Origin of the sequence: Citrifermentans bremense R1 (genome assembly GCF_000426865.1) — a bacterium.
Taxonomy (GTDB): Bacteria; Desulfobacterota; Desulfuromonadia; order Geobacterales; family Geobacteraceae; genus Geomonas; species Geomonas bremensis.
Map to the genome: position 1 here is coordinate 66,913 of NZ_AUGE01000012.1, position 19,838 is coordinate 86,750.

Genomic DNA, 19,838 nt, shown 5'->3' on the forward strand with positions numbered 1-19,838 from the left:
CTGGAGGGGGGGGATCCCCCTCCAGGTAGAGTTGAGGTTTAGAAGAGTTTGAGAACAGACTGCGCTGCCTGCGAGGACATGGAGAGCGAGGTGGTACCCAAGCTCTGACGGGTCTGCAGCATCAGCATGTTGGCGCCTTCCTGGTTCATGTCGGCCAGAGTCAGGTTGTCGGCGCCGGTCTGCAGCGTGTTGATCATCGAGTCGGTGAAGTTCTGGCGCGTGGTGATGATGTTCAGGTTCGCTGCCAGGGTCTGGGTGTTCGACCTCAGGGTCGAGATGGCGGTATCCATCTTCGCGGTGTCGGTGGTGATGTCCGAGGCGGTGGCCCACGAGCCGCTGTTCGCACCCATGCTCAGACCGGTGGACGTGGCCAGGAAGCCGACGACGTTGAGGCTGGAACTGGCGTTCTCGTTGAAGTTGACGGTGAGGGTGTTGTTGGCGCTCAAAAGGTTCAGGCCACGATAGCCGGAGTCGGACGAAATGTTGTCGATCTGGCTGCGAATGGTGTCGTACTGGGTCGCCAGCTTGGACCTGGTGAGGGTGTCGCTGGTGGAAAGTGCCGACTGTGCAATACCTTTCGCTGCGTTGATCAGACCTGTGATCGCCGTGATGCCGGCGTTGGCTGCCGAAACCGTCTGGACCCCCTCGGACATGCCGTCCTTGCGGTCTGCGAGGTCGCTGGCGCGCTGGTTCGCGTTCTGCGCTGCGAAATAGTTGGTCGGGTTGTCAAGTGCGCTGTTGACTTGCTTGCCCGACGACAGCCTCTGCTGCGTTCTGTTCAGAAGCTGGCTGGTGTTCTGCAGGTTAAGAAGGTTGGTCCTCATGCCTGCGGTCAAAGAAATATCACTGGTTGCCATGGTGTTCTCCCCTTTCTGGTTTTTGTTCCGGCTTCTTGCCGGTTTTTTTACTACTGCGGCCGATGGGGAGTCCGTTTTACACCTTGTGTGCCCAATTAATTAATTTTGATTTATTTCAATGCGAAATGCCGGTTCCGCTGCGCCGCTTCCATCTCAGCAAAGCAATGGCCCGTCTCACAACTATCCTTCAATCACAACATCTTAAGCCCTATCACAGCCGCGGCCGGATTCACCGGAAAGATCTTTATCTTTTTATTTCACGGCTTGTCGTAGCTCTAATTAAGGCTCCTCATATACAGGTGATGCAGCCAAGCAAACGACTAAGAATCGGGATGTTGGTACAGAGTCTCCGAAATGGCGTCAAAATACCGTCACCGATAGAGGAGGCGCAGCGCGGCCGCGTCAAAAAAACAGAAAGACCGCCGCTCCTTCGGGAGCGGCGGTCAAGAGAAGCTTTTGTTGAAGTCATTGCGCCACGGGTAGGATATGGGGAGGGTGCCCCATGCCTATTCTATGCTGAGCAGTTCAACCTCGAAAATGAGAGTGGCATTCGGCGGTATGGCTTGTCCCGCACCACGACTTCCGTAGGCCAGCTCAGGAGGACAGACGAGCTTGGCTTTACCTCCGACCTTCATCATTTGCAGACCTTCTGTCCAACATGGAATAACTGATGACAACGGGAACTTTGCGACCATCTTGCTGTTATAGGAACTATCGAACTCTCGGCCATTTGGGAGGGTGCCCCGATAATCGACCCCCACCACGCTTGATGCCTTAGGCGAAGGGCCGCTTCCGTCCTTTATGGAGTTGTACACCATTCCCGATGCCGTCTGTATCGCCCCGTTTTCTCTTGCTGCATTAGCGATGACATCATTAGCCGCTGCAGCAAAGGCCGGAGCGGCAATAGCCATCATGACGACAATAAGTCCAAACCTTTTCATGTCTACTCCTGTCTTTAACCGTCTGTGTGATACTTCAAGGGGCTATCCCTGCTTTGCCTATGAGCCTTAGGACCTCTGAACAATCATTCAACCACCATCGGCCCCTTTTGCAGCCGCTTGTAATAGAAATTCTGACCGTAGAGAACGGCGGCCGGGTTGTGGCCGGTAACCCGGTCCTTCACCACCAAGGTGGTGACCGGTGCTTCGGAGTGCTTGTTGAACAGCATGTCGTGACCCACGCACAGGCCTACGATTATGTTCATGTCGGTTTTGAGGTCGTTGCAGATGCGCGCCTGGGCGATCGGGTTGCAGGCGGGCTCGAAGGTGCCGGGCCGGACCTTGTCGCTTTCTGCCAGCCCGAACTCCTTCTTGTCGAGGCTGCCTGCCTTGCAGCAGATGCTCAGCGGCGTGAAACCCTGCGCCTTGAGAATCGCGGTCAACCGGTCGCTCTCTTCCAGAAGCCCGATGCAGGTGGCTATGCCGATGCGCCGGTAACCCATGAGCTTTGCGAAGGCGATGGTGTCCTCCACGCGGGTCCAGCGGGCGTTCACCGCATCGCTGCCTGGTATGGGCTGGTAGCAAAGCCCCTCCACCCGGGCGGCGACGAAGGCCATCTTCGCGTCATCTCCGGTTCCCTGCATCATCTCCGCGGATTGCGCCACGATACCGGGAAAGCTTCCCGCCGGACAGTTGCCGGGACGGGGGGGAGCGGTCCCGGGATCCCCGCTCCAGCAGTTAGTGGTGCCGCTTTTCTGCCAGACGGCGCTGCAGCGTGAACAGGATACCTCCGCTACTTGCTCCTTTTCCATGAAGCCTCCTTTGTCACACCTTGACGGGGCGCTCTTCCTGAACCAGCACGTAGGGGGAGACGATCAGGCAGAGAAACGATTTGCCGCTTTCGGCATCCCAGGCCTTTATCTGCTCCGCTGACGGCTTGGAGACAAGCCCCGAGGAAAGCCAGCGTTCCACTGTTTTGACCTCGTCGTTCGCCACCGCGGTTCCGACCTCGGCCAGATCCAGCATGGGATCGACGACGATGACCCCGCCTCTTTCCAGGTGCGCCCTAAGCGACAGCCAGTCCGTGCTGTCGATCTTCGTGGCGAGTTCTTCCTTGATTGCAGACATTTGTTGCTCCTCTACTCGAACGATTTTCTGAATTCCGCGATACTCTCCCGCAGGGACGCCACTTCCTCGCGCAGCTCGGAGAGTTCCTGCTCCAGCCGCGCTATCTTCTCGCCGTCGCCCCCCGCACCGCGTGCATCCAGTTGCGCCGCAAGTTCGGAGAGGTCCGGCTCGCCGCTGAAGAGCTGGCAGTAGCGCGGCTCCTTGCGCCCGGGCTGCAGCGGCAGCTTCGCCACCAGGGAAGGGGTGCGCTCCGCGAGGTCTGCCAGCACCGACTCCACCTCGGAGAGGTCGGCGAACTTATGCATCCGCTCTCCCCTCCCCCTAAGCTCTCCCACCGTCTGCGGACCGCGCAGCATCAGTTCGCACAGGACAGCCAGCTCCGCCGGGGAGAAGCGGAACTTCTCCACCAGGGCGTGGCGGTATTTGGCGACCCGGCCGCCGCTCCCCGAGACCAGGGCGTACTGCTTGAACCTCAGCGTATCGAGCGCGCGGGTAACCTGAGACTCGTCGAGGCTCAAAACCGGATCGCGGTTCGACTTCTGGTTGCAGGCGTTCACCAGGGCGTTGAGGGAGAGCGGGTAATATTCGGGGGTGGTAAGTTCTTTCTCGACCAAAGAGCCCAGCACCCGCAGTTCGGTGCCGTCGAGCGTCGCTTCCATAAGTCGTACTCCTTCTGTTTCCGGGAATGATGCCGCCTTGCCGCTGGACCTGCCGCGGCCGCCTTGCCGGTTAGCCTTATCCACCTGCGGGAGTAAAACACTCCGGCGGTGATGAGCGCAAAGCACCCTTAGGGCAAGCTCGCTAAAATTACTAGATTCTTAAGCAACGATCAATGCTAAAAATGGGAAAAGATGTGTCGCCCCCCGGGCGGAGGGAGGGGAGACCTTTGTGTTGTATAACAACATTATATTTGTTATGGTAGCGCCATCTCGCCCTGTAGCAGGGGACTACCGATCACAGGAGATTACATGCCCCCTATCATGGACCTGCCGAAAATCAAAAAGACCATCCGGATTTTTGCCGTCGCGCAGTGCGCGCTGATCGCACTGCTCGTTTTCATGGCCGTGCTTTTCCAGCAGAGGCTCCAGCTGCTCGGCAGAGGAGACCAGTTCATGAGCGGAGTCGTGGCGGCATTCGTGATCCAGCTGCTGCTCTTTTATCCGATCTTCCGGTTTGCCGGCAAGGAGGCGGAGCGCGATTTCTCGCTGATCGGAAAGACGCTGAACCAGGAAGAGCTCAAGGCCTTCACCAAGCAGAAGCGGTGGGCCGACGTCACCAAGATGGCCGTTTTCGGATTCTTCTTCATATTCATCCTGGCGCTGAAACCTGCAACCCCCACCCTGGTTCTGAGCGTGATCTACTACAGCTTCGTCCTCACCATCGTCACCTACCTGCAGTGCTACAACTTCGCCGCCAGGAAGCGGAGCAAGGGAGTCGCGAATCCCTGAAGCGGCGCTTGCCGCTACTTCTTCGATTCCGCCGACTTCGAGCGTACCAGGGCGATGCGCTCCTCGGGGAGCCCCAGCCATTCCAGAAAGCTCTGGTGGCCCGATGGATTCTCCCGTTCGAAAAGCGTGTGCCAGTGCCCCATCTGTTCATCGTCCAGACCTATGGCCCTGAACCTGGAGGTCCATTCTTCCACGGTCACCTTCTGCTTCTTCTCGTGCTTTTCATCCATGGCGCTTCCTCCTTTTTCCGATATGTTGGCCCCCCTTCCCCAGACCGCAGCAAAAAAGTGACATTGTAAACACAGATTTTACTGGACTACCGGGCACGGTCACACGTACCATCCGCCGATAGCATTCAAATATCCAAAGAGAAGGAAATAAAAGCAATGGCGACTGCAAAACAGGGCGACAAGGTACTTATCAATTACACCGGCAAGTTGGAAGACGGATCCGTTTTCGACACCACCATCCAGGAAACCGGCTGCTGCGAAGACGACAACTGCGGCTGCGACGATGACGGCTGCGGCTGCGGCGAGACCGGCCCGCTGGAAATCACCATCGGCAACGAAGACTTCTTCCCGCAGATCGAAGAGGCGCTGGTAGGGATGGCCCCGGGCGAGAAGAAAACCGTGGTGATCCCGGCCGAGGACGCCTTCGGCGAGTACGACGAGGACGAGGTCTTCACCATCAGCCGCGAGCAGCTCACCGGCGAGATCGTCCCGGAAGTGGGCATGGAGCTGGAGCTTACCGGCGATGACGACGAGCCGGTAGAGGTGGTCGTGGTCGAGGTCAGCGAAGAAACCATCACCGTCGACGCCAACCACCCGCTGGCTGGCGAGGACATCACCTACGAGATCGAGCTCCTCGAGATCAAGTAGCAAGCAGTCGGCACCATCCCGGGGAGGCGGCTGGCCGCCTCCCCGTTTCACAACAGCTACCGAAGCGAAAGCCTGCACCGATGACCATGGAAAACCCGCTCCACCAACCCCTTCAGCCGAACCCCGCGCCACCTCACGCCGCACCCTCGAAGCTCCCATGGCTTCCCGGGGTGAAGCCCCTCATGCTGGCACCCATGCAGGGGCTGACCAACCGCGCGCTCCGCTCGCTTTTCACCAAGTGGGTGCGCCCGGACGTGGTCTGGACCGAGTTCATGCGGGTGAATCCGGTGTCGGCCAAAAAGCGCCTAATGCCGGGGGACCTGCGCGAGATCAGCGCCAGCGAGGACGGAATCCCCCTGGTGGTGCAGTTGATCGGGCACGGGCGGGAGGCGCTTGTTTCCGCGGCGCAGGCCGCGCAGGACGCGGGCGCCGTGCACCTGAACCTGAACATGGGATGCCCCTACGGCCGCATGACCAGCGGGCTTACCGGCGGCGGCATGCTGAAGAAGCCGGAACTTCTGGAAGAGATCATCCCCGCGCTGCGCGAGGCGATCCACGGCTCCTTCTCCATCAAGCTCCGCGCGGGGTACGAAGACCCGCAGCAGGTGTTCTCCCTTCTCCCACTCTTCGAGCGGTCCGGCGTGGACTTCCTGGTGCTCCATCCGCGCACCGTGCGCCAGGCCTACAACGGCTGGGCCGACCACGAGGTGACGGCCGAGGTGGTGCGCAGCACCGGCATCCCGGTCATCGCCAACGGAGACATCAGGAGCGCTGCGGGGGGGGGGCGCCTTTTGGAGCAGACCGGCGCCGCCGGCCTCATGCTCGGCAGGGGGGGCATCGGCGAACCCATGCTTTTCGAGCGTTTGCGGGGGCGCGCCGCGGCCGAACCGGACCTCGCCGAGAGAAGGGCGATGCTCCACCGATACCTGAGCGACCTGCTACCCCTTTACTGCGCCCTTTTCTACGGCAACGCCCAGGTCCTTGGAAAGATCAAGGGTGTCGTCTCCAACGTGGAGGACGCCGAGCTTGAGCGTGAACTGAAAAAGCTGACGAGATCGAAGACCCTGGAGGCCTTCCATGCAGCACTAGAAGAACTAGCCCTCTAGCCCCCCAGTCCCAGTCCCAGTCCCAGTCCCAGTCCCCAGTCCCTGCCTTCAGCCCCTAACCCCTAGCCCCTGCTATTTTTCCCAGTAATCCTTAGCGAAGAAGAACATGGCCACGGCGAAGGCGAGCGCCCCGATGGGGAGCTGAAACGCCGAGTGATACGCCTGAGCCGTCGTCTCCGGGGTCGTCTTGGCGACCGCTCCGATCACTATCCCCATCCCCTGCTGCACCGATGCAGCCCCCAGCAGCACGAAGAAGTTGAGCGAAGTAAGAGCCGTCCCCACTATGGTTACCGGAAACATGGAGCGGACGATGGGGTAGATCATCACGCCGCTGGAGACGCAGAGCCCCAGGCCGAAGAACAGGGCGGAAAGCCCAACAGTCGGCATCTTGTCGGCGAGCCCCAGAAAGCTCGTCATGAGGAGCAACAAGAACAGTTGCCCGACGAGCAGGGTTTTCTTGTAGGAATGAAAGATCCTGCGCGCCACGTAGTCGATCATGAGGCTTCCCGTGATGAACCCGAGCGAGGTGTACATCAGCATCCTTCCCGTCTCTTCGCGGGTAAGCCTTACTACTTCCATCAGGTAGGGTCCCCCCCAAAGCCCTTGCACCGCCAGGTAGTTCCCGTACCAGGCGAAGGCAACCGCAGCCAAGAGCCAGAAGTCCCCGTTGGAGACGATCTTTTTCCATGCTTCCAGCATCCCCAGCCGGGCCGGCGCTTCCTCCTCATGCCGCTCGACAACGGGGGGGCGGTCGCGCACCAGGCCGAAGACCAGTACCGTGACCACCGCCTGCAGTACCCCCGCCGATAGAAACGAGTTGCGCCACCCGACCGCTGCGACCGCCAGGGCCAAAGGCGCCGTCCCCGCCAGGTTCCCCAGGTTTCCCGTTGCGACCATCATCCCGGAGACCTTTCCGAATTCCTGCTTGGTGAACCAATGGCTGAAGATGGTGAAGGTAGCCATCAAGACCGATGCGGTACCGATCCCGAGAAGGACGCGGCCGGCCATGGCCTGCCCCATGTTGGCCGCCTGGGAGAAGAGGATGCCGCCGAGCGCGGTGAGCACCCCCGAGCCGCTGATGACAACCCGGCTGCCGAGCCGGTCGATCATAGGCCCCAGCGGGATCTGTGCCGCGGCGTAGACGTAGAAGAGGATGCTGGAAAGAGAACCCAACTGGGCTGGGGTGAGGTTGAGATCGCGCGAGACGTCCTTGGCGACCACCGCGAGCGAGACGCGGTAGAAGTACACCATGATGTAGACCAAGGCCAGGATGAAGAAGATAAACCAGCGCTGCCGGCGCTGCCGCTCCTGTTCATGCATTGTCATTACCCCCGGCCGGCACTCTAACACACCGTTTTCTCCGCCGCAACAGCCATAGACGCACCTTCCGTGTTGTTATGCCGAAGAATTCCGATACTCTCTTTACGTGCCGATATAGTGCCGGTTGTAGCTCTTGCAATCATCAATGCCGTTACCGCTTGCACCCGATCCAGTGTTTGGGCAAATGATGCCGGCATTGTGAGACACACCCGACAGTTCAAAGGAGAAATAAGATGTTCCTGGAAAGCGACATAAAGCTCGGTTTCAGCGACGTGCTCATCAGACCCAAGCGGTCCAATCTCAAGAGCCGTTCCCAGGTGGACCTGCAGCGGCACTTCAAGTTCCTGCATAGCCGGCACGAATGGGCCGGGGTGCCGGTCATCGCAGCGAACATGGATACCACCGGCACCTTCGAGGTCGCCGCCCGGCTGGCGTCACACGAGATGCTCACCGCCATCCACAAGCACTACTCCATTGCCGAGTGGGACGCCTACCTAGCCAGCCGCAACGACGACATCTACCCCCGCATCATGGTAAGCACCGGAACCTCCGAAGCCGATTTCGAGAAGGTCTCCGCCATCCTGGGAAAGCACCCCAAGCTCGAATTCATCTGCATCGACGTAGCCAACGGCTATGCCGAGAGCTTCGTAGAGTTCGTGGCGAAGATGAGGGAGGCGTACGCGGAGAAAACCATAGTGGCAGGGAACGTCGTTACCGGCGAGATGGTCGAGGAACTGCTTTTGTCCGGCGCCGACATCGTCAAGGTCGGCATAGGTCCGGGCTCGGTCTGCACCACCCGGGTCAAGGCGGGGGTCGGTTACCCGCAGCTCTCCGCGGTGATCGAATGCGCCGACGCGGCGCACGGTTTAGGGGGGAGGATCATCTCCGACGGCGGCTGCACCTGCCCCGGCGACGTCGCCAAGGCGTTCGGAGGGGGAGCCGACTTCGTCATGCTGGGGGGGATGTTCGCCGGCCACGACGAATGCGGGGGGCAGCTCCTCGAACGAGGGGGGAGGCAGTTCAAGCTTTTCTACGGCATGAGCTCCGCCACCGCCATGGACAAGCACGCAGGCGGCGTCGCCTCCTACCGCGCTTCAGAAGGAAAGACCGTGGAGGTCCCCTATCGCGGCCCCATCGACGAAACGGTGCGCGATGTCCTGGGGGGGGTACGTTCCGCCTGCACCTACGTCGGCGCCTCGGCGCTCAAGGAGCTCACCAAGCGAACCACCTTCATCAGGGTCCAGGAACAGGAGAACAGGATCTTCGGGTAAAGAAAAAAGAAAACCCCGCGTCCGGAAAAGCGGGGTTGGCGGTTCAAAAAAAAGGGCCTCCCATTCGGGAGGCCCTTTTTAGTTGTTGTTTCAGCAGCCGATTAGTGGTGCGGGTGCATGAAGGCGTAGATCATCAGCATCAGCAGCGTGATGCCGACGAACAGCGCGGTGAAGCCGAAGGCTTTCAGGCAGAAGTCGTAGAAGATGCCGGAAGACTTCTTGGCTGCGAACTTCTCGGTGATCCCTTCCTTCTCGTAGCGTGCCCACTGATCGCCACGCTCTTCGACGAACTCGTGCTTGGACATCTGGCCGTTGAAGATGACGAAGTCCATCGGGAACTTCTCCGGACGTCCGTGGGTGTTGAAGAAGTGGACCGAGAAGATGAAGCCGGTCGCCAGGAGCGCCTCGTCCGAGTGGATGATGGTCGCTACGTTGAAGGCCCAACCCGGCAGGAACATGCCGAAGAACTCGGGGAACCAGAGCATGAGGCCGGAGCCGCCGATGGCGAACATACCCCAGAAGACCGCGATGAAGTCGAATTTCTCCCAGTAGGTCCACCTTTCGAAGGCCGGCTTCGGCCCTTTGAAGAAGAACCAGCGGACCATGCCGACGACGTCGCTTATGTCGCGCAGGTTCGGGCAGAGGGAGTCAGGTCCGAAGAGCCTCTGCAGCGGGTTGCCTTTGATGTCCTTCCTGATGAAGAGGAAGTGGATGCTCATGGCCAGCGCCATGGAGAAGTAGACGAAGGTGATGCCCGCGCAAACCCTGTGGAATGCGGCTGCGTTGGGCGCCCCGCCGTAGAGGTCCATCAGGAACTTCGCCCATACCTGGTCGCTGAACTTGAGCGGCAGGCCGGTCAGCGACAGGCCGAGGAAGGAGATGATGACCAGAAGGTGCATGAAGACATGGACCCTTTTGAAGCGGCGGTACTGCTTGTGCCCTTCGGGTACGTGGTGCAGGATGACCCCTTCTTCGAGTGCTGCAGCCTTCTCACGGTTCTCGACGAAGCCGCGGATCATCCAGAGCAGGGTGTGAACCCAGAACACGGCGAAGGTGCCTACCAAGAGGCCGGTCATCGCGATGAAGGTGTAGAACAGGATCGGGTACTTCTCACGGTCGTTGTGCTCGCCGTGGGCGTAGAACTTGGTGAACGGCGTCTTAGCCTTGTCGTGGCAGTTGGAGCAGGTCTTCACGAGGTTGTTCGGGTTGACCGACGAGTTCGGATCCTTGGACGGGAGGATGCCGTGCGCGGTGTGGCAGTCAGCGCAGCCGGCAACCTTCTCCGGATAGCCGAGGCGGTAGTTCTTGCCGTGGTAGCTCTCCATGTAGCTCTTGACGGCCACTTCGGAGATATGGTTGCGCTCGACCAGCTTGGCATCTGCATGGCAGCGGAGGCAGACCTTGGTGTGGAATTCGCGGTTGGTGTGCGAGTTCGGGTTGCCCAGCGCCTTGATCTCGTGCAGGTTGTGGCAGTCGTTGCAAGCGGCGGAGTCCTGGTTCCCGGCGATTACACCCTTGCCGTGGACCGAGGTAAGGAAGCCCTTCTCGTCGGAGTGGCACTGCACGCACTTGGCGAGCACCCGGCGCTTGTCCTTGTTCCAGGAGGTGTGGCTGTGCATGTCGGTGTGGCAACCGGCGCATTGGACACCCTTCTCGGCGTGGACGCTGAGAGCGTGTTCGGCAGCTTCCTTTTTGTGGCAGCGGACGCACTGGACTTTGCCGACCTTGATCTCGCCCTTCATGTGCTTGGCAAGCTCGACGATCTCAACGTGACAGCTGGTGCAGCCGTTTTTACCGTGCACCGACACTGCCATCTTCTCTGCGGAGATTTTATCTCCATGGCAGCCGAGGCAGGTAGCCGGGTCGATCGCCAGCCCTTGAGCGGCGAACGCCGGCTGGGTTAGCAGTAGGAGCAGCAGCAGGGGGATGAGGCGTGTGAAGACGTGGACCATTGTAATCTCCTGTATTTAGCATCGTTTTAGAACGCTTTAATGTGTGGCGGCGCTCGCAACGGCGGCTAATGTAATACTGTTAGGCGGATAAATCAACTGAAAAAGCGTCAATTAATAAGGAGGATACAACTTTCCCGACAAATTTACCTCATTGCGCTTTTTGAACGATTGGCAGAACTAAATAAATTCACTAAAGTTTGTTTTACAAATAGGCGGGTTTCCACCAAAACAGTGTGGAAATAAGTAGTTATGAGGAGGTTAATTGGAGTATACAATAAAATATGAGACAGGACAGTGAGCGGGGAACGACAATGAGTATAGCGCTGGAGCTATGAGATAGAGGACAGGAGAAGCGGGATACAGTTGCTGAAATACAATTAGCCGGCAGCCATGAGAGGCCCGGAAGCCTCACGAGCGGCCGGTCAACGGCTGAAGGTGGCGACCCCGTCGCTGACCACGAACTCCAGGAAGGGGAGTGCGTCCGTGATGGGGAGCCCGAGTTCTTTGCAGATCTCGCCGGCGCTGCGTTTGCCGTCCAACAAGCGCAGCAGCTCGAAGTATGCCGGCGACACCGACTCCGTCGCCACTTCCCCCTCGGCCGGGTAGATGATGGCGCAGGAACCGGCCGGCTCGAAGCAGTCTGCGAACTCGCGCAGGTCAAAGTCGCCGGCTTCCAGCATGTCCAGGATCTCGTAGTTGAAGCGCGCGAGCGTGACGGCCGCGCAAAGCGAGAGCGGCCTCTGCAGCAGGTCGGAGTTGCGCGGCTTACGGGCAGGCACGAGGGGCGCGGCGAGGAGCGCCTCCGCATAGTAGTGGTGGTAGTCGGCGAGGTCTAGCGCCAGGGGGAGCAGACGCGCCTTCTTCTTCTGCTGGAAAAGAGCGGTCAGGAACTCCCGCTGCAGCCCCCAGATCTCCCCTTCCGCGATCTCCTTTTCCCCTTTCTCGGCCCGTTCGCCCAGAAGGGCGGCGAAGCCGGCCAGGAAGGCGCTCGGGGAGAGCTTCAGCGTGGAGGTGACCGCGTTGAACCAGGCCACCGCCTTGCCACGGCTGTAGAAAACGTCGCAGGCCGCCGCCAGCCCCGACGCCTCTTTCAGCTCCTTAGCGGAAAAGGTCTGGGTGGAGAGGACCGTATAGGGGGGAACCTTCAGGTGCTCCAGTCCCAGCGCGTCCGCTTTGGCGTGCAGCCGGGTGCCGGGGAGCACGGCAAGCGGGAAGATGTCCAGGTGGTTCGGATAGAGCGAGAGGGCGAAATCGAGCGAGGAGCGGAAGAGCTTCAAGCTGTCGCCGGGCAGGCCGTAGATGAGGTCGAAGCCGAAGATGGCGCCGGTACGGTTCAACAGGGAAGCGCGCATGACGAAGTCGTCGCGGTCAAAGCCGCGCCCTACCCCGCGCAAGACCGCCGGATCCGCACTTTGCAGGCCGATCTGCAGCGAACAGGTGATGGAGGCGAAGAGCTCCGCCATCTCCGCGTCGATGAACTCGCTGCGCACCTCGAAGTGGAAGTGCACGCCCGGCGCCAGCTTCCTGATCAGGCGCAGGATCTCCTTGGCCCGCTGCGGCACCTTGTTGAAGGTCGAGTCCAGCACGAACACCTGGGGGACCCGAAGGCGCGCGAAAAGCCTGAGCTCAGCCTCGATCCGCTTGAGCGCGAAGCGCCTGACCCCGCCGTTTCCCTTGTGGTCGTAGCAAAAGGCGCAGGCGAAGTCGCACCCGCGGGAGAGCTGCCAGAGGGCGCCGCCGGGGACGGCAGGGTCGAGCTGACCGGAAAGGTAAGGGGAAGGGATCTGTTCCAGGTCGAGCGGGGCGGGGAGCGCTCCTGGCGCCTCACCCGGCAGGACCACGCCCGGCACCCCCTGCGGCACCGCTCCCTGAGCCAGGAGCTTTACCGCCTGCAGGAAGGGCCCCTCCCCCTCGCCGCGCACCAGGAAGTCGAAGAGGCCGGTCTCCAGAAGGCCCGCCGGGTTCGCCGTGGGTTCCGCACCCCCGGCGCAGATCACCACCCCCGGGACTCGGGACCGGAGCTCGCGCGCCGTCTCGATGGCGCTCTCCCGGCTCCAGACGTAGACCGAGAAAGCGACCAACTGAGGCTTTGCTTGGGCGATGCTTTCGGCGCAGCGCGCCGGGTCGTCGCCCAGGAAAAATTCCAGGACCTCGGCCTCTACCTTCCCGCGCAAAGATGCATCGGCAAGAAGTGCCTCCTTGAGAAAGGCGCAGGCAAGCGGCACCGCCTGCGGCGAGCGCTCCGGATGTATGGCTATGAGCGTAATGTTCATGAATTTTTCGGGCGGGCCTTCAGGGAGGGTTTCCCCCCTTCGATGACGACGACGAAGTCGACGTCCTTGCAGCGGTACTTTTCCATCAGGGCGGGTTTCTGGCGGCTGATCGCCTCGGCAACCTTTTCGCGGGTGACGTTCTCCACCGGCAGGTTGCAGGCCCGGCGGGCGTCGATGTACTGCTGGTACACGGTATCCAACTGGGGGTCGTGGGCCGGCTTGGAAGGGGGGGCTGCGGCGGTCTGTTCTTTGGGGGTGTCCTTTTGGTGCAGCGACATCCGGAAGCGGTCCCGCTGGAACTTCCCCTCCTCGATGAGGCGGTTGGTGCGGGTCCACTTCTGCTTGTGCACGCTCAGCGTGGAGACCAGCGACTCGTACTTGAATCTCTGGCTCGTGTTGGGAATGCTCACATTCTGGTACCGCCTCATTGCGCGCTCGACTGTATCAAGGAGTCTCAGCGGTTCTCTCTTCTCAATGCCGAAGAAGTACTGCTCGTACTTGATGATGAGCTCGCGCAGGTCGACTTCCAGGCGCGCTATATCCTCTTGGACCCCCATGGAACCTCCAAATGCGACTATAACGATTAGTTACAATCGTGTAAATGAGAAAAAACGGGTTCGGAGAGGCCGCTAACCCAGGGAAACAACTTGACTGGGTGGGTCAATATTGTTAAAAAAGAGCAATTTGCTGGCAGGGGGGACCTATATGGGTAACAAGATATCCGCGATCGTACTGGCAGCAGGCATGGGGACCAGGATGAAGTCCGGCTTGGTCAAGGTGATGCATCCGGTGGCCGGCGTGCCGATGATTCAATGGCCCGTCGCCGCGGCCTTTGCCTCCGACGTGGAGCGCTGCGTGCTGGTGGTCGGCCATCAGCAGGAGAAGGTACGTGAACTTTTCGCCGGCCGGGGGGAGGTGAGCTTCGCCCTGCAGTCCGAGCAACTCGGGACCGGGCACGCGGTACGGTGCGCCATGACCGAGCTTGATCCCGGCGCGGACACGGTGCTGATCCTCTGCGGCGACACCCCGCTTCTCGAGGCCCAAAGCATCGCGGGGATGCTCAAGGCGCATCGTGAGACTAAAGCCTGCATCACCGTGATGACCGCGGCCCTGGCTAATCCTTTCGGCTACGGCAGGATCGTGAAGGACGCAACCGGAAAGGTCACCGCCATCACCGAGGAGAAGGACGCGACTGAAAAGGAGCGCCTGATAGATGAGGTCAACGCCGGGGTCTACTGCATCGACCGCGCCTTCCTGGAAAAGGCGATAGCCACCATCAAGAACGACAACGCCCAAGGGGAGTACTATCTCACCGACGTGGTGCGGCAGGCGGCACAGCAGGGGCTTGCCTGCCTGAGCTACAAGGTCGCCGACCCGCGGGAGATCAGCGGGGTCAACGACCGGGCCCAGATGGCCGAGGCGGCGCGCGTTTTGCGTGGGCGGATCAACCGCGAACTGATGCTCTCCGGCGTCACCATGATCGACCCCGAGGCGGTCTACATCGACCGCGGCGTCCGCATCGGGCGCGACAGCGTGGTCTACCCGGGGGCCACCATCGAGGGAAACACCGTGATCGGCGAGCGCTGCGTCATCGGCCAGGGGTCGCTGATCCAGAACTGCAGCATAGCCGACGACGTCGTAGTCAAGGCGGGGAGCGTGCTGGAGGATTCCAAGGTCGGGCCCGAGGCGGCCATAGGCCCCATGGCGCACCTGCGTGCTGGGACCGAACTCTCCGCCCACGTCAAGATCGGCAACTTCGTAGAGACCAAGAAGGCGTTCATGGGAGAGGGGTCCAAGGCCTCCCATCTCACCTACCTGGGGGACGCCACCATCGGCCGGGACGTGAACATCGGCTGCGGCACCATCACCTGCAACTACGACGGGGTGAAAAAACACAAGACCGTGATCGAGGACGGCGTCTTCGTGGGGAGCGACGTGCAGCTGGTGGCGCCGGTCACCGTGGGGAGGAACTCCCTGATCGCAGCCGGGACCACCGTCACCAAGGACGTCCCCGCCGACTCGCTCGCCATCGCCCGCTCGCCCCAGGTGAACAAGGAAGGGTATATGCTGAGGAAAAAATAAAACTGTAACTACCCTGCCCAAGATGGTAATCTGTAACGTCTTTGGCGGCAGACCGCGAACTTAATTAGCGAAACACGGAGTCAAAATGTGCGGCATCGTAGGATTCACCGGGAGGCAAGAAGCCACCTCGATCATCATTGAAGGGCTGAGGAGACTGGAATACCGCGGTTACGATTCCGCCGGCATCTGCACCATCAGCGACGGCAAGGCAAGCATCAGGCGCAGCGAAGGGAAGCTCTCCAACCTGGAAAAGCTCCTGGCGGCAAGCCCGGTGACCGGCACCGTCGGCATAGGCCACACCCGCTGGGCCACCCACGGCCGCCCCTCCGAAATCAACGCACACCCGCACCAGGCGGGCCCCATAGTGGTGGTGCATAACGGCATCATCGAGAACTACCTGCAGCTGCGCGAGGAGCTGAAAGGGCAGGGGCACGTATTCAAGAGCGAGACCGACACCGAAGTAATCTCCCACCTGATCGACCAGCGCCTGAAGAGTTGCGACAGTTTCGAGCAGGCGGTGCGCGAGGCCCTGGCTGTATTGAAAGGGGCCTACGCCATCTGCATCGTGAGCGAGAACGACCCCGACGAGATGATCGCCGCCAAGCTCGGCTCCCCCATGGTAGTGGGGATCGGCGACGGCGAGTTCTACGTCGCCTCCGACATCCCGGCCATCCTTTCCCACACCCGCTCCATGATCTTCATGGAGGACGGCGAGATGGTCGTCTTCAAGGGGGGGAGTGCAACCTTCAGCAACGTCGCAGGGGGCGTGCTCAACAAGGTGCCGCGCCACATCGACTGGTCCGCGCACATGGCCGAGAAGGGTGGCTACAAGCATTTCATGCTCAAGGAGATCTTCGAGCAGCCCCGTGCCGTGAGGGACACCATCGCCGGGAGGCTTAGGGAAGAGCAAGGGGATGTCTATCTCGAAGACCTCTCCCTCGACGACGCAGCACTCAAGGGGATCAACCGCATCTGCATCATCGCCTGCGGCACCTCGTGGCACGCGGCACTCGTCGGGAAGTTCCTGATCGAGGAGCACTGCCGGGTCCCGGTCGAAGTCGACATCGCCTCCGAGTTCCGCTACAGAAACCCCGTCGTCGACGAAAATACCCTGGTGATGCTCATCTCGCAGTCCGGCGAGACCGCCGACACCCTGGCCGCCATGCGCGAGTCGAAGCGCCGCGGCGGCAAGTGCGTCGCCATCTGCAACGTGGTCGACTCCTCCATCGCCCGCGAGGCCGACGGCGTCATCTACACCCACGCCGGTCCCGAGATCGGGGTCGCCTCCACCAAGGCCTTCGTCACCCAGCTGATCGCCCTCTACCTCTTCACCATCCGTCTCGGGCGCTCCCGTGAAGTCATGAGCATGGAAGAGGGTAGGGATCTCATCGCCGCCGTGGTCCGGGTCCCGGCCCTGATGGAAGAGGCGCTGAAGCTGAACGAGCAGGTCGAGAAGGTTGCCAGGAACTATTTGCAGGCGCGCGACTTCCTCTATTTGGGGCGCGGCATGAACTACCCCATCGCCCTCGAAGGCGCGCTGAAACTGAAGGAGATTTCCTACATCCATGCCGAAGGGTATGCCGCAGGCGAGATGAAGCACGGTCCCATCGCGCTCATCGACGAGCACATGCCCGTCGTGGTGCTGGTCCCCAAGGGACCCAACTACGACAAGGTCTTTTCCAACATGGAAGAGGTCATCGCCCGCGGCGGTCGGGTCATCGCCGTCTGCAGCGAGGGTGACCAGGAAGTGAAGGACAAGGTCGAGGTCGCGCTGGAGATTCCCGAAGACGGCTGCGACGTGAGCCCGTTGATCCTCTCCATCCCCATGCAGCTTCTGGCCTACCACGTAGCGGTCCTCAAGGGGACCGACGTCGACCAGCCGAGGAACCTGGCCAAGAGCGTCACGGTCGAATAGTCGGCATAAGGAAATTGTAGAGAGGAATAAACTCCTAAACCGGAAAATAAAGTTGTGAACTAGCCCATTTCAGGGCGAGATCCTTCAGTGATGTATAGCACTGGTGATTGGGGGAGACAGTTTAGGCTGTCTCCCCTTTTGTTCAAATGGGAAAATAGGTAAGCGCAACATTTGGAAAGTCAATGACTTAAATTTCAAAAGCAAGTATAGGCAATCCGCCGTCTGCGCCGAGCCCGAGTGCTATAGGAAGAGGGCCAAGGGGACACGACCTGGCACCGAAACCTGCTGGTAGCGGGGATTGATTTGATTTCCCTTTCTGGTTATGATGTCATGCCGAAGTACGATGTGGCATTTACAAAGGGGGTAGGAATGGGCAGGCGCCCTAAAAACATTAGTGACAATGAGGATCTTCGCGAAAAGATCCTCAATTCCGCCTTGGTGCTGTTTACCACTAAAGGCTACTTCAACACCTCTACTCAAGACATCCGGCGTGATGCAAATATCAGCATCGGTGCTGTTTATCATCATTTTTCAAGCAAGGAGGAAATAGCAAAAGTACTTTACAACAATCTGCTGGAGAAAAGTACCCGCGCTTTTGAAGAAATAATGCTGCGTTACGACACAGCCCACGACCGATGCAGGGCCATCATGGCACTGCTCTTTGAGTTGACAGAGACCAGACCGGCAGAAATGGAGTTCATGCTCTACGCTAAGCACCGCGAGTTCATCCCTTCAGCTACCCCCATCTGTTCGTCCAAACCGTTAGCAATGATGGGGGAAATCGTCCAAGTCGGTATTGCCAATAAAGAGATCAAAGACATCGAACTCGTCCTTGTCACCAGTTGTCTCTTTGGCGGGATGTTCCGATTGATTAACCTACGTCTGGACTGCACTATTGAAGGCCCCCTTTCCAAACATCTCGACACGGCCTGGAAGTGCGCCTGGCGCGGAGTCTCCCTTTAAAAGCCCACCTCCCCCCTGCTGTAACAAAAAACCACCTAATACTTTTTAGCTGTTTTTTTTTCTTCAATCGTGATAAAAACCGAGCGCTCGTTCTTTATCAGAAAAGCGGAGGGCTTGCGCAAGCTGTCGCTGACAATCTCACCCTTCCTTATTTAGGGATGTTGGCTTCAGATGGCCCAATTAGAAGGATGTTGCGGGGATCCCTGTGGGGTCCTCATAAAAACAATACAAACATGTACAAAACGAGTGCTCGGTTTGCTCGACCAAGAAAGGGCTAAGCTGCCCCCACAGTTCACAGCAACCCTGAACAGCGGAGTTGACGAAGGGGTACTTTCCAGCTTCATCGTCGATAGTGCGTTGGCTGGAAAGGAGTTCGGGAAGCACGGGGAGCTTGAGGCACTGCGCCGCGACGGAGCCACCGACTAGGAGACGATCATTGCCTCTGTCCTAGCACGCCAGACAGGCCGAAGCCCCAGCCAGCTTTTAAAGAAGGTAAGGAAGGGCGAAGCGAGTTGGGGTGAATTGCTACAAAAAGCAGGCATAGACGGCGGGAACATGGTGGATGAAATCCGTTCACTACTGACAAATGTAAAAGGCAGATTTGTATCAGATGCACGAACAAGGCGTTATTGATGTCACTATGCCACCTCGCTAGGGGGTGGTCTAAAAAGGGGGCAATCTGTTAACCTTGCGACCTACTGTCTCTGGCGATTATATATCACGGGGAAGTGTTACCAAAGGCAGAATCCCGCCCTCTCTACCTCGCAGGAAAACGAAAGGAGTATGAACAATGGCAAGAATTGCAGCGAAAATGGTAATGGTAGCAATTTTGTTGGTTTTTTCTCTCACAACAGGCATGAATGCCTGGGCCGGGCAAGTCACCGACGCCGTCGCACTCAAAGGGGTAAAACAGGGGAAAGGTATTTTTTTGATAAACCAGGATAGCCCACAGAAAACGGCACTATATCTGAACATTATCAAAGATACTTACGAAAGCATGGCCGCCCAGAAAGTAAGGCCCGATTTCATCATCGTATTCGTCGGCCCGACCGTTCGCTTTTTGACAACCAAACCGGATGTCGAGTTGGGTGCGAAACAGCAGGAGTCTCTTGCCTCGATCGCCGCTTCCATCAAAGGGCTAAAAACTAAGGGGGTTAAGATGGAAATATGCCAAATTGCCACAAACTTCTTTAAAGTATCTAACGACTCGTTGTTGCCGGAGCTCAAGCTAGTCAACAACGGTTTTATCTCGCTGATCGGCTATCAGGCCAAAGGTTTTAGCCTCGTTCCCGTTTTTTAGCGGGGAAGATTGAGTTTAGTGGAAGTGCACAAGCTGTTTTGGTCGCAAATGTGACAGTTGTACCTGTATATGGTCAAATAAGGCTGTAACATGAGAGCGCCCCGGATACGGGGCGCTCTTCTTCGGATGCCTCGAAAACGATTCACAGCTGTAGTATTTTGAGTGAATGGTTGTGAGATATCAAAACACTGGGGAATTGCAGTTATAAAGCAGCAAGCACGGTCCTATTGAATAAACCGCCAAAACACCGCCGTCAGGAGCGCCATCTGGTCATCTTGCCCTGCCACATCCTTACTGTGAACCTTTTTCCATAAACCAGGAAACAAACGGAAGTGCCAGTTGCGATTGCCGCAGCCGGCACTTTTCTTTTCCTCGCTACGATTGTCTCCATGCAGACGGTTTTTATC

At 59.1% G+C, this 19,838-nt stretch carries 19 protein-coding genes; 9 read left to right on the forward strand and 10 right to left on the reverse strand.

The annotated features are described in order from the left end of the window. Positions 1 to 38 precede the first annotated feature (38 nt). From K419_RS0109445 to K419_RS0109465, 5 genes are all read right to left on the reverse strand, one after another. Entirely contained in the window at positions 39 to 857 is an 819-nt protein-coding gene (locus K419_RS0109445) for a flagellin N-terminal helical domain-containing protein (protein WP_026841365.1), read from the reverse strand. A 506-nt stretch (positions 858 to 1,363) separates the two neighbouring features. Beyond that, positions 1,364 to 1,798, reverse strand: a complete 435-nt coding sequence (locus K419_RS0109450; RefSeq protein WP_026841366.1) for an FKBP-type peptidyl-prolyl cis-trans isomerase — start codon at positions 1,796 to 1,798, stop codon at positions 1,364 to 1,366. An 83-nt stretch (positions 1,799 to 1,881) separates the two neighbouring features. Next, a complete protein-coding gene (locus K419_RS0109455) occupies positions 1,882 to 2,607 on the reverse strand; it encodes a DUF1847 domain-containing protein (RefSeq protein WP_026841367.1) in 726 nt (241 codons plus the stop codon). 13 nt (positions 2,608 to 2,620) lie between these two features. Further along, complete coding sequence (locus K419_RS0109460) at positions 2,621 to 2,923, reverse strand: DUF2288 domain-containing protein (protein ID WP_026841368.1); 303 nt, start codon at positions 2,921 to 2,923, stop codon at positions 2,621 to 2,623. A gap of 11 nt (positions 2,924 to 2,934) precedes the next feature. Then, entirely contained in the window at positions 2,935 to 3,582 is a 648-nt protein-coding gene (locus K419_RS0109465) for a YceH family protein (RefSeq protein WP_026841369.1), read from the reverse strand. Positions 3,583 to 3,891: 309 nt separating this feature from the next. Here K419_RS0109465 and K419_RS0109470 point away from each other — a divergent pair, with 309 nt between their 5' ends. Then, positions 3,892 to 4,371 carry a hypothetical protein gene (locus K419_RS0109470; protein ID WP_026841370.1) on the forward strand — a complete coding sequence of 160 codons (480 nt, stop codon included), beginning with the start codon at positions 3,892 to 3,894 and terminating at the stop codon, positions 4,369 to 4,371. A gap of 14 nt (positions 4,372 to 4,385) precedes the next feature. Here K419_RS0109470 and K419_RS0109475 read toward each other — a convergent pair whose 3' ends face one another. Further along, entirely contained in the window at positions 4,386 to 4,601 is a 216-nt protein-coding gene (locus tag K419_RS0109475; RefSeq protein ID WP_012528539.1) for a MerR family transcriptional regulator, read from the reverse strand. Positions 4,602 to 4,757: 156 nt separating this feature from the next. Here K419_RS0109475 and K419_RS0109480 point away from each other — a divergent pair, with 156 nt between their 5' ends. Further along, positions 4,758 to 5,249 (forward strand): FKBP-type peptidyl-prolyl cis-trans isomerase, encoded by a 492-nt coding sequence (locus tag K419_RS0109480; RefSeq protein ID WP_026841371.1) that lies wholly within the window; start codon positions 4,758 to 4,760, stop codon positions 5,247 to 5,249. A gap of 182 nt (positions 5,250 to 5,431) precedes the next feature. Further along, positions 5,432 to 6,355, forward strand: a complete 924-nt coding sequence (locus tag K419_RS0109485; RefSeq protein ID WP_455423168.1) for a tRNA dihydrouridine synthase — start codon at positions 5,432 to 5,434, stop codon at positions 6,353 to 6,355. Positions 6,356 to 6,427: 72 nt separating this feature from the next. Here the strand turns inward: K419_RS0109485 and K419_RS0109490 are convergent, their stop codons facing one another. Next, positions 6,428 to 7,675 carry an MFS transporter gene (locus K419_RS0109490; protein WP_026841373.1) on the reverse strand — a complete coding sequence of 416 codons (1,248 nt, stop codon included), beginning with the start codon at positions 7,673 to 7,675 and terminating at the stop codon, positions 6,428 to 6,430. Positions 7,676 to 7,908: 233 nt separating this feature from the next. On the opposite strand from K419_RS0109490, the gene K419_RS0109495 reads away from it, so the two are divergent. Next, positions 7,909 to 8,946 carry a GMP reductase gene (locus K419_RS0109495; protein ID WP_026841374.1) on the forward strand — a complete coding sequence of 346 codons (1,038 nt, stop codon included), beginning with the start codon at positions 7,909 to 7,911 and terminating at the stop codon, positions 8,944 to 8,946. Positions 8,947 to 9,047: 101 nt separating this feature from the next. On the opposite strand, the gene K419_RS0109500 is transcribed toward K419_RS0109495, so the two are convergent. The 3 genes from K419_RS0109500 to K419_RS0109510 form a co-directional block, all read right to left on the reverse strand. Then, positions 9,048 to 10,898 (reverse strand): cytochrome c3 family protein, encoded by a 1,851-nt coding sequence (locus K419_RS0109500; protein ID WP_026841375.1) that lies wholly within the window; start codon positions 10,896 to 10,898, stop codon positions 9,048 to 9,050. A 422-nt stretch (positions 10,899 to 11,320) separates the two neighbouring features. Beyond that, positions 11,321 to 13,171, reverse strand: a complete 1,851-nt coding sequence (locus K419_RS0109505; protein ID WP_026841376.1) for a B12-binding domain-containing radical SAM protein — start codon at positions 13,169 to 13,171, stop codon at positions 11,321 to 11,323. After that, positions 13,168 to 13,728 (reverse strand): MXAN_5187 C-terminal domain-containing protein, encoded by a 561-nt coding sequence (locus K419_RS0109510; protein WP_026841377.1) that lies wholly within the window; start codon positions 13,726 to 13,728, stop codon positions 13,168 to 13,170. The genes K419_RS0109505 and K419_RS0109510 overlap by 4 nt, the downstream gene beginning before the upstream one ends. 148 nt (positions 13,729 to 13,876) lie before the next feature. Here K419_RS0109510 and glmU point away from each other — a divergent pair, with 148 nt between their 5' ends. The 5 genes from glmU to K419_RS0109535 all read left to right on the forward strand — a co-directional run bounded on the left by glmU (position 13,877) and on the right by K419_RS0109535 (position 19,431). Then, a complete protein-coding gene (gene glmU, locus K419_RS0109515; protein ID WP_026841378.1) occupies positions 13,877 to 15,253 on the forward strand; it encodes a bifunctional UDP-N-acetylglucosamine diphosphorylase/glucosamine-1-phosphate N-acetyltransferase GlmU in 1,377 nt (458 codons plus the stop codon). A gap of 85 nt (positions 15,254 to 15,338) precedes the next feature. Then, entirely contained in the window at positions 15,339 to 17,168 is a 1,830-nt protein-coding gene (gene glmS, locus K419_RS0109520; RefSeq protein ID WP_026841379.1) for a glutamine--fructose-6-phosphate transaminase (isomerizing), read from the forward strand. 330 nt (positions 17,169 to 17,498) lie between these two features. Beyond that, positions 17,499 to 18,131: a TetR/AcrR family transcriptional regulator gene (locus K419_RS0109525; RefSeq protein WP_198013103.1), complete on the forward strand. Its 633-nt coding sequence runs from the start codon at positions 17,499 to 17,501 to the stop codon at positions 18,129 to 18,131. Between the two features lie 255 nt (positions 18,132 to 18,386). Then, a complete protein-coding gene (locus tag K419_RS23525) occupies positions 18,387 to 18,557 on the forward strand; it encodes a hypothetical protein (RefSeq protein WP_156912198.1) in 171 nt (56 codons plus the stop codon). Between the two features lie 364 nt (positions 18,558 to 18,921). Next, positions 18,922 to 19,431, forward strand: coding sequence for a DsrE family protein (locus K419_RS0109535; protein ID WP_026841381.1), 510 nt, complete (start codon positions 18,922 to 18,924; stop codon positions 19,429 to 19,431). Positions 19,432 to 19,838 lie beyond the last annotated feature (407 nt).

What these genes read in the sequence shown, in the direction of transcription:
- K419_RS0109455 (WP_026841367.1), bottom strand. Translation starts at nt 2,607, where the DNA reads ATGGAAAAGGAGCAAGTAGCGGAGGTATCCTGTTCACGCTGCAGCGCC.
- glmU (WP_026841378.1), top strand. Translation starts at nt 13,877, where the DNA reads ATGGGTAACAAGATATCCGCGATCGTACTGGCAGCAGGCATGGGGACC.
- K419_RS0109465 (WP_026841369.1), bottom strand. Translation starts at nt 3,582, where the DNA reads ATGGAAGCGACGCTCGACGGCACCGAACTGCGGGTGCTGGGCTCTTTG.
- K419_RS0109445 (WP_026841365.1), bottom strand. Translation starts at nt 857, where the DNA reads ATGGCAACCAGTGATATTTCTTTGACCGCAGGCATGAGGACCAACCTT.
- K419_RS0109510 (WP_026841377.1), bottom strand. Translation starts at nt 13,728, where the DNA reads ATGGGGGTCCAAGAGGATATAGCGCGCCTGGAAGTCGACCTGCGCGAG.
- K419_RS0109450 (WP_026841366.1), bottom strand. Translation starts at nt 1,798, where the DNA reads ATGAAAAGGTTTGGACTTATTGTCGTCATGATGGCTATTGCCGCTCCG.
- K419_RS0109535 (WP_026841381.1), top strand. Translation starts at nt 18,922, where the DNA reads ATGGCAAGAATTGCAGCGAAAATGGTAATGGTAGCAATTTTGTTGGTT.
- K419_RS0109475 (WP_012528539.1), bottom strand. Translation starts at nt 4,601, where the DNA reads ATGGATGAAAAGCACGAGAAGAAGCAGAAGGTGACCGTGGAAGAATGG.
- K419_RS0109495 (WP_026841374.1), top strand. Translation starts at nt 7,909, where the DNA reads ATGTTCCTGGAAAGCGACATAAAGCTCGGTTTCAGCGACGTGCTCATC.
- K419_RS0109525 (WP_198013103.1), top strand. Translation starts at nt 17,499, where the DNA reads ATGCCGAAGTACGATGTGGCATTTACAAAGGGGGTAGGAATGGGCAGG.
- K419_RS0109500 (WP_026841375.1), bottom strand. Translation starts at nt 10,898, where the DNA reads ATGGTCCACGTCTTCACACGCCTCATCCCCCTGCTGCTGCTCCTACTG.
- K419_RS0109460 (WP_026841368.1), bottom strand. Translation starts at nt 2,923, where the DNA reads ATGTCTGCAATCAAGGAAGAACTCGCCACGAAGATCGACAGCACGGAC.
- K419_RS0109480 (WP_026841371.1), top strand. Translation starts at nt 4,758, where the DNA reads ATGGCGACTGCAAAACAGGGCGACAAGGTACTTATCAATTACACCGGC.
- glmS (WP_026841379.1), top strand. Translation starts at nt 15,339, where the DNA reads ATGTGCGGCATCGTAGGATTCACCGGGAGGCAAGAAGCCACCTCGATC.
- K419_RS0109470 (WP_026841370.1), top strand. Translation starts at nt 3,892, where the DNA reads ATGCCCCCTATCATGGACCTGCCGAAAATCAAAAAGACCATCCGGATT.
- K419_RS0109485 (WP_455423168.1), top strand. Translation starts at nt 5,432, where the DNA reads ATGCTGGCACCCATGCAGGGGCTGACCAACCGCGCGCTCCGCTCGCTT.
- K419_RS0109505 (WP_026841376.1), bottom strand. Translation starts at nt 13,171, where the DNA reads ATGAACATTACGCTCATAGCCATACATCCGGAGCGCTCGCCGCAGGCG.
- K419_RS0109490 (WP_026841373.1), bottom strand. Translation starts at nt 7,675, where the DNA reads ATGCATGAACAGGAGCGGCAGCGCCGGCAGCGCTGGTTTATCTTCTTC.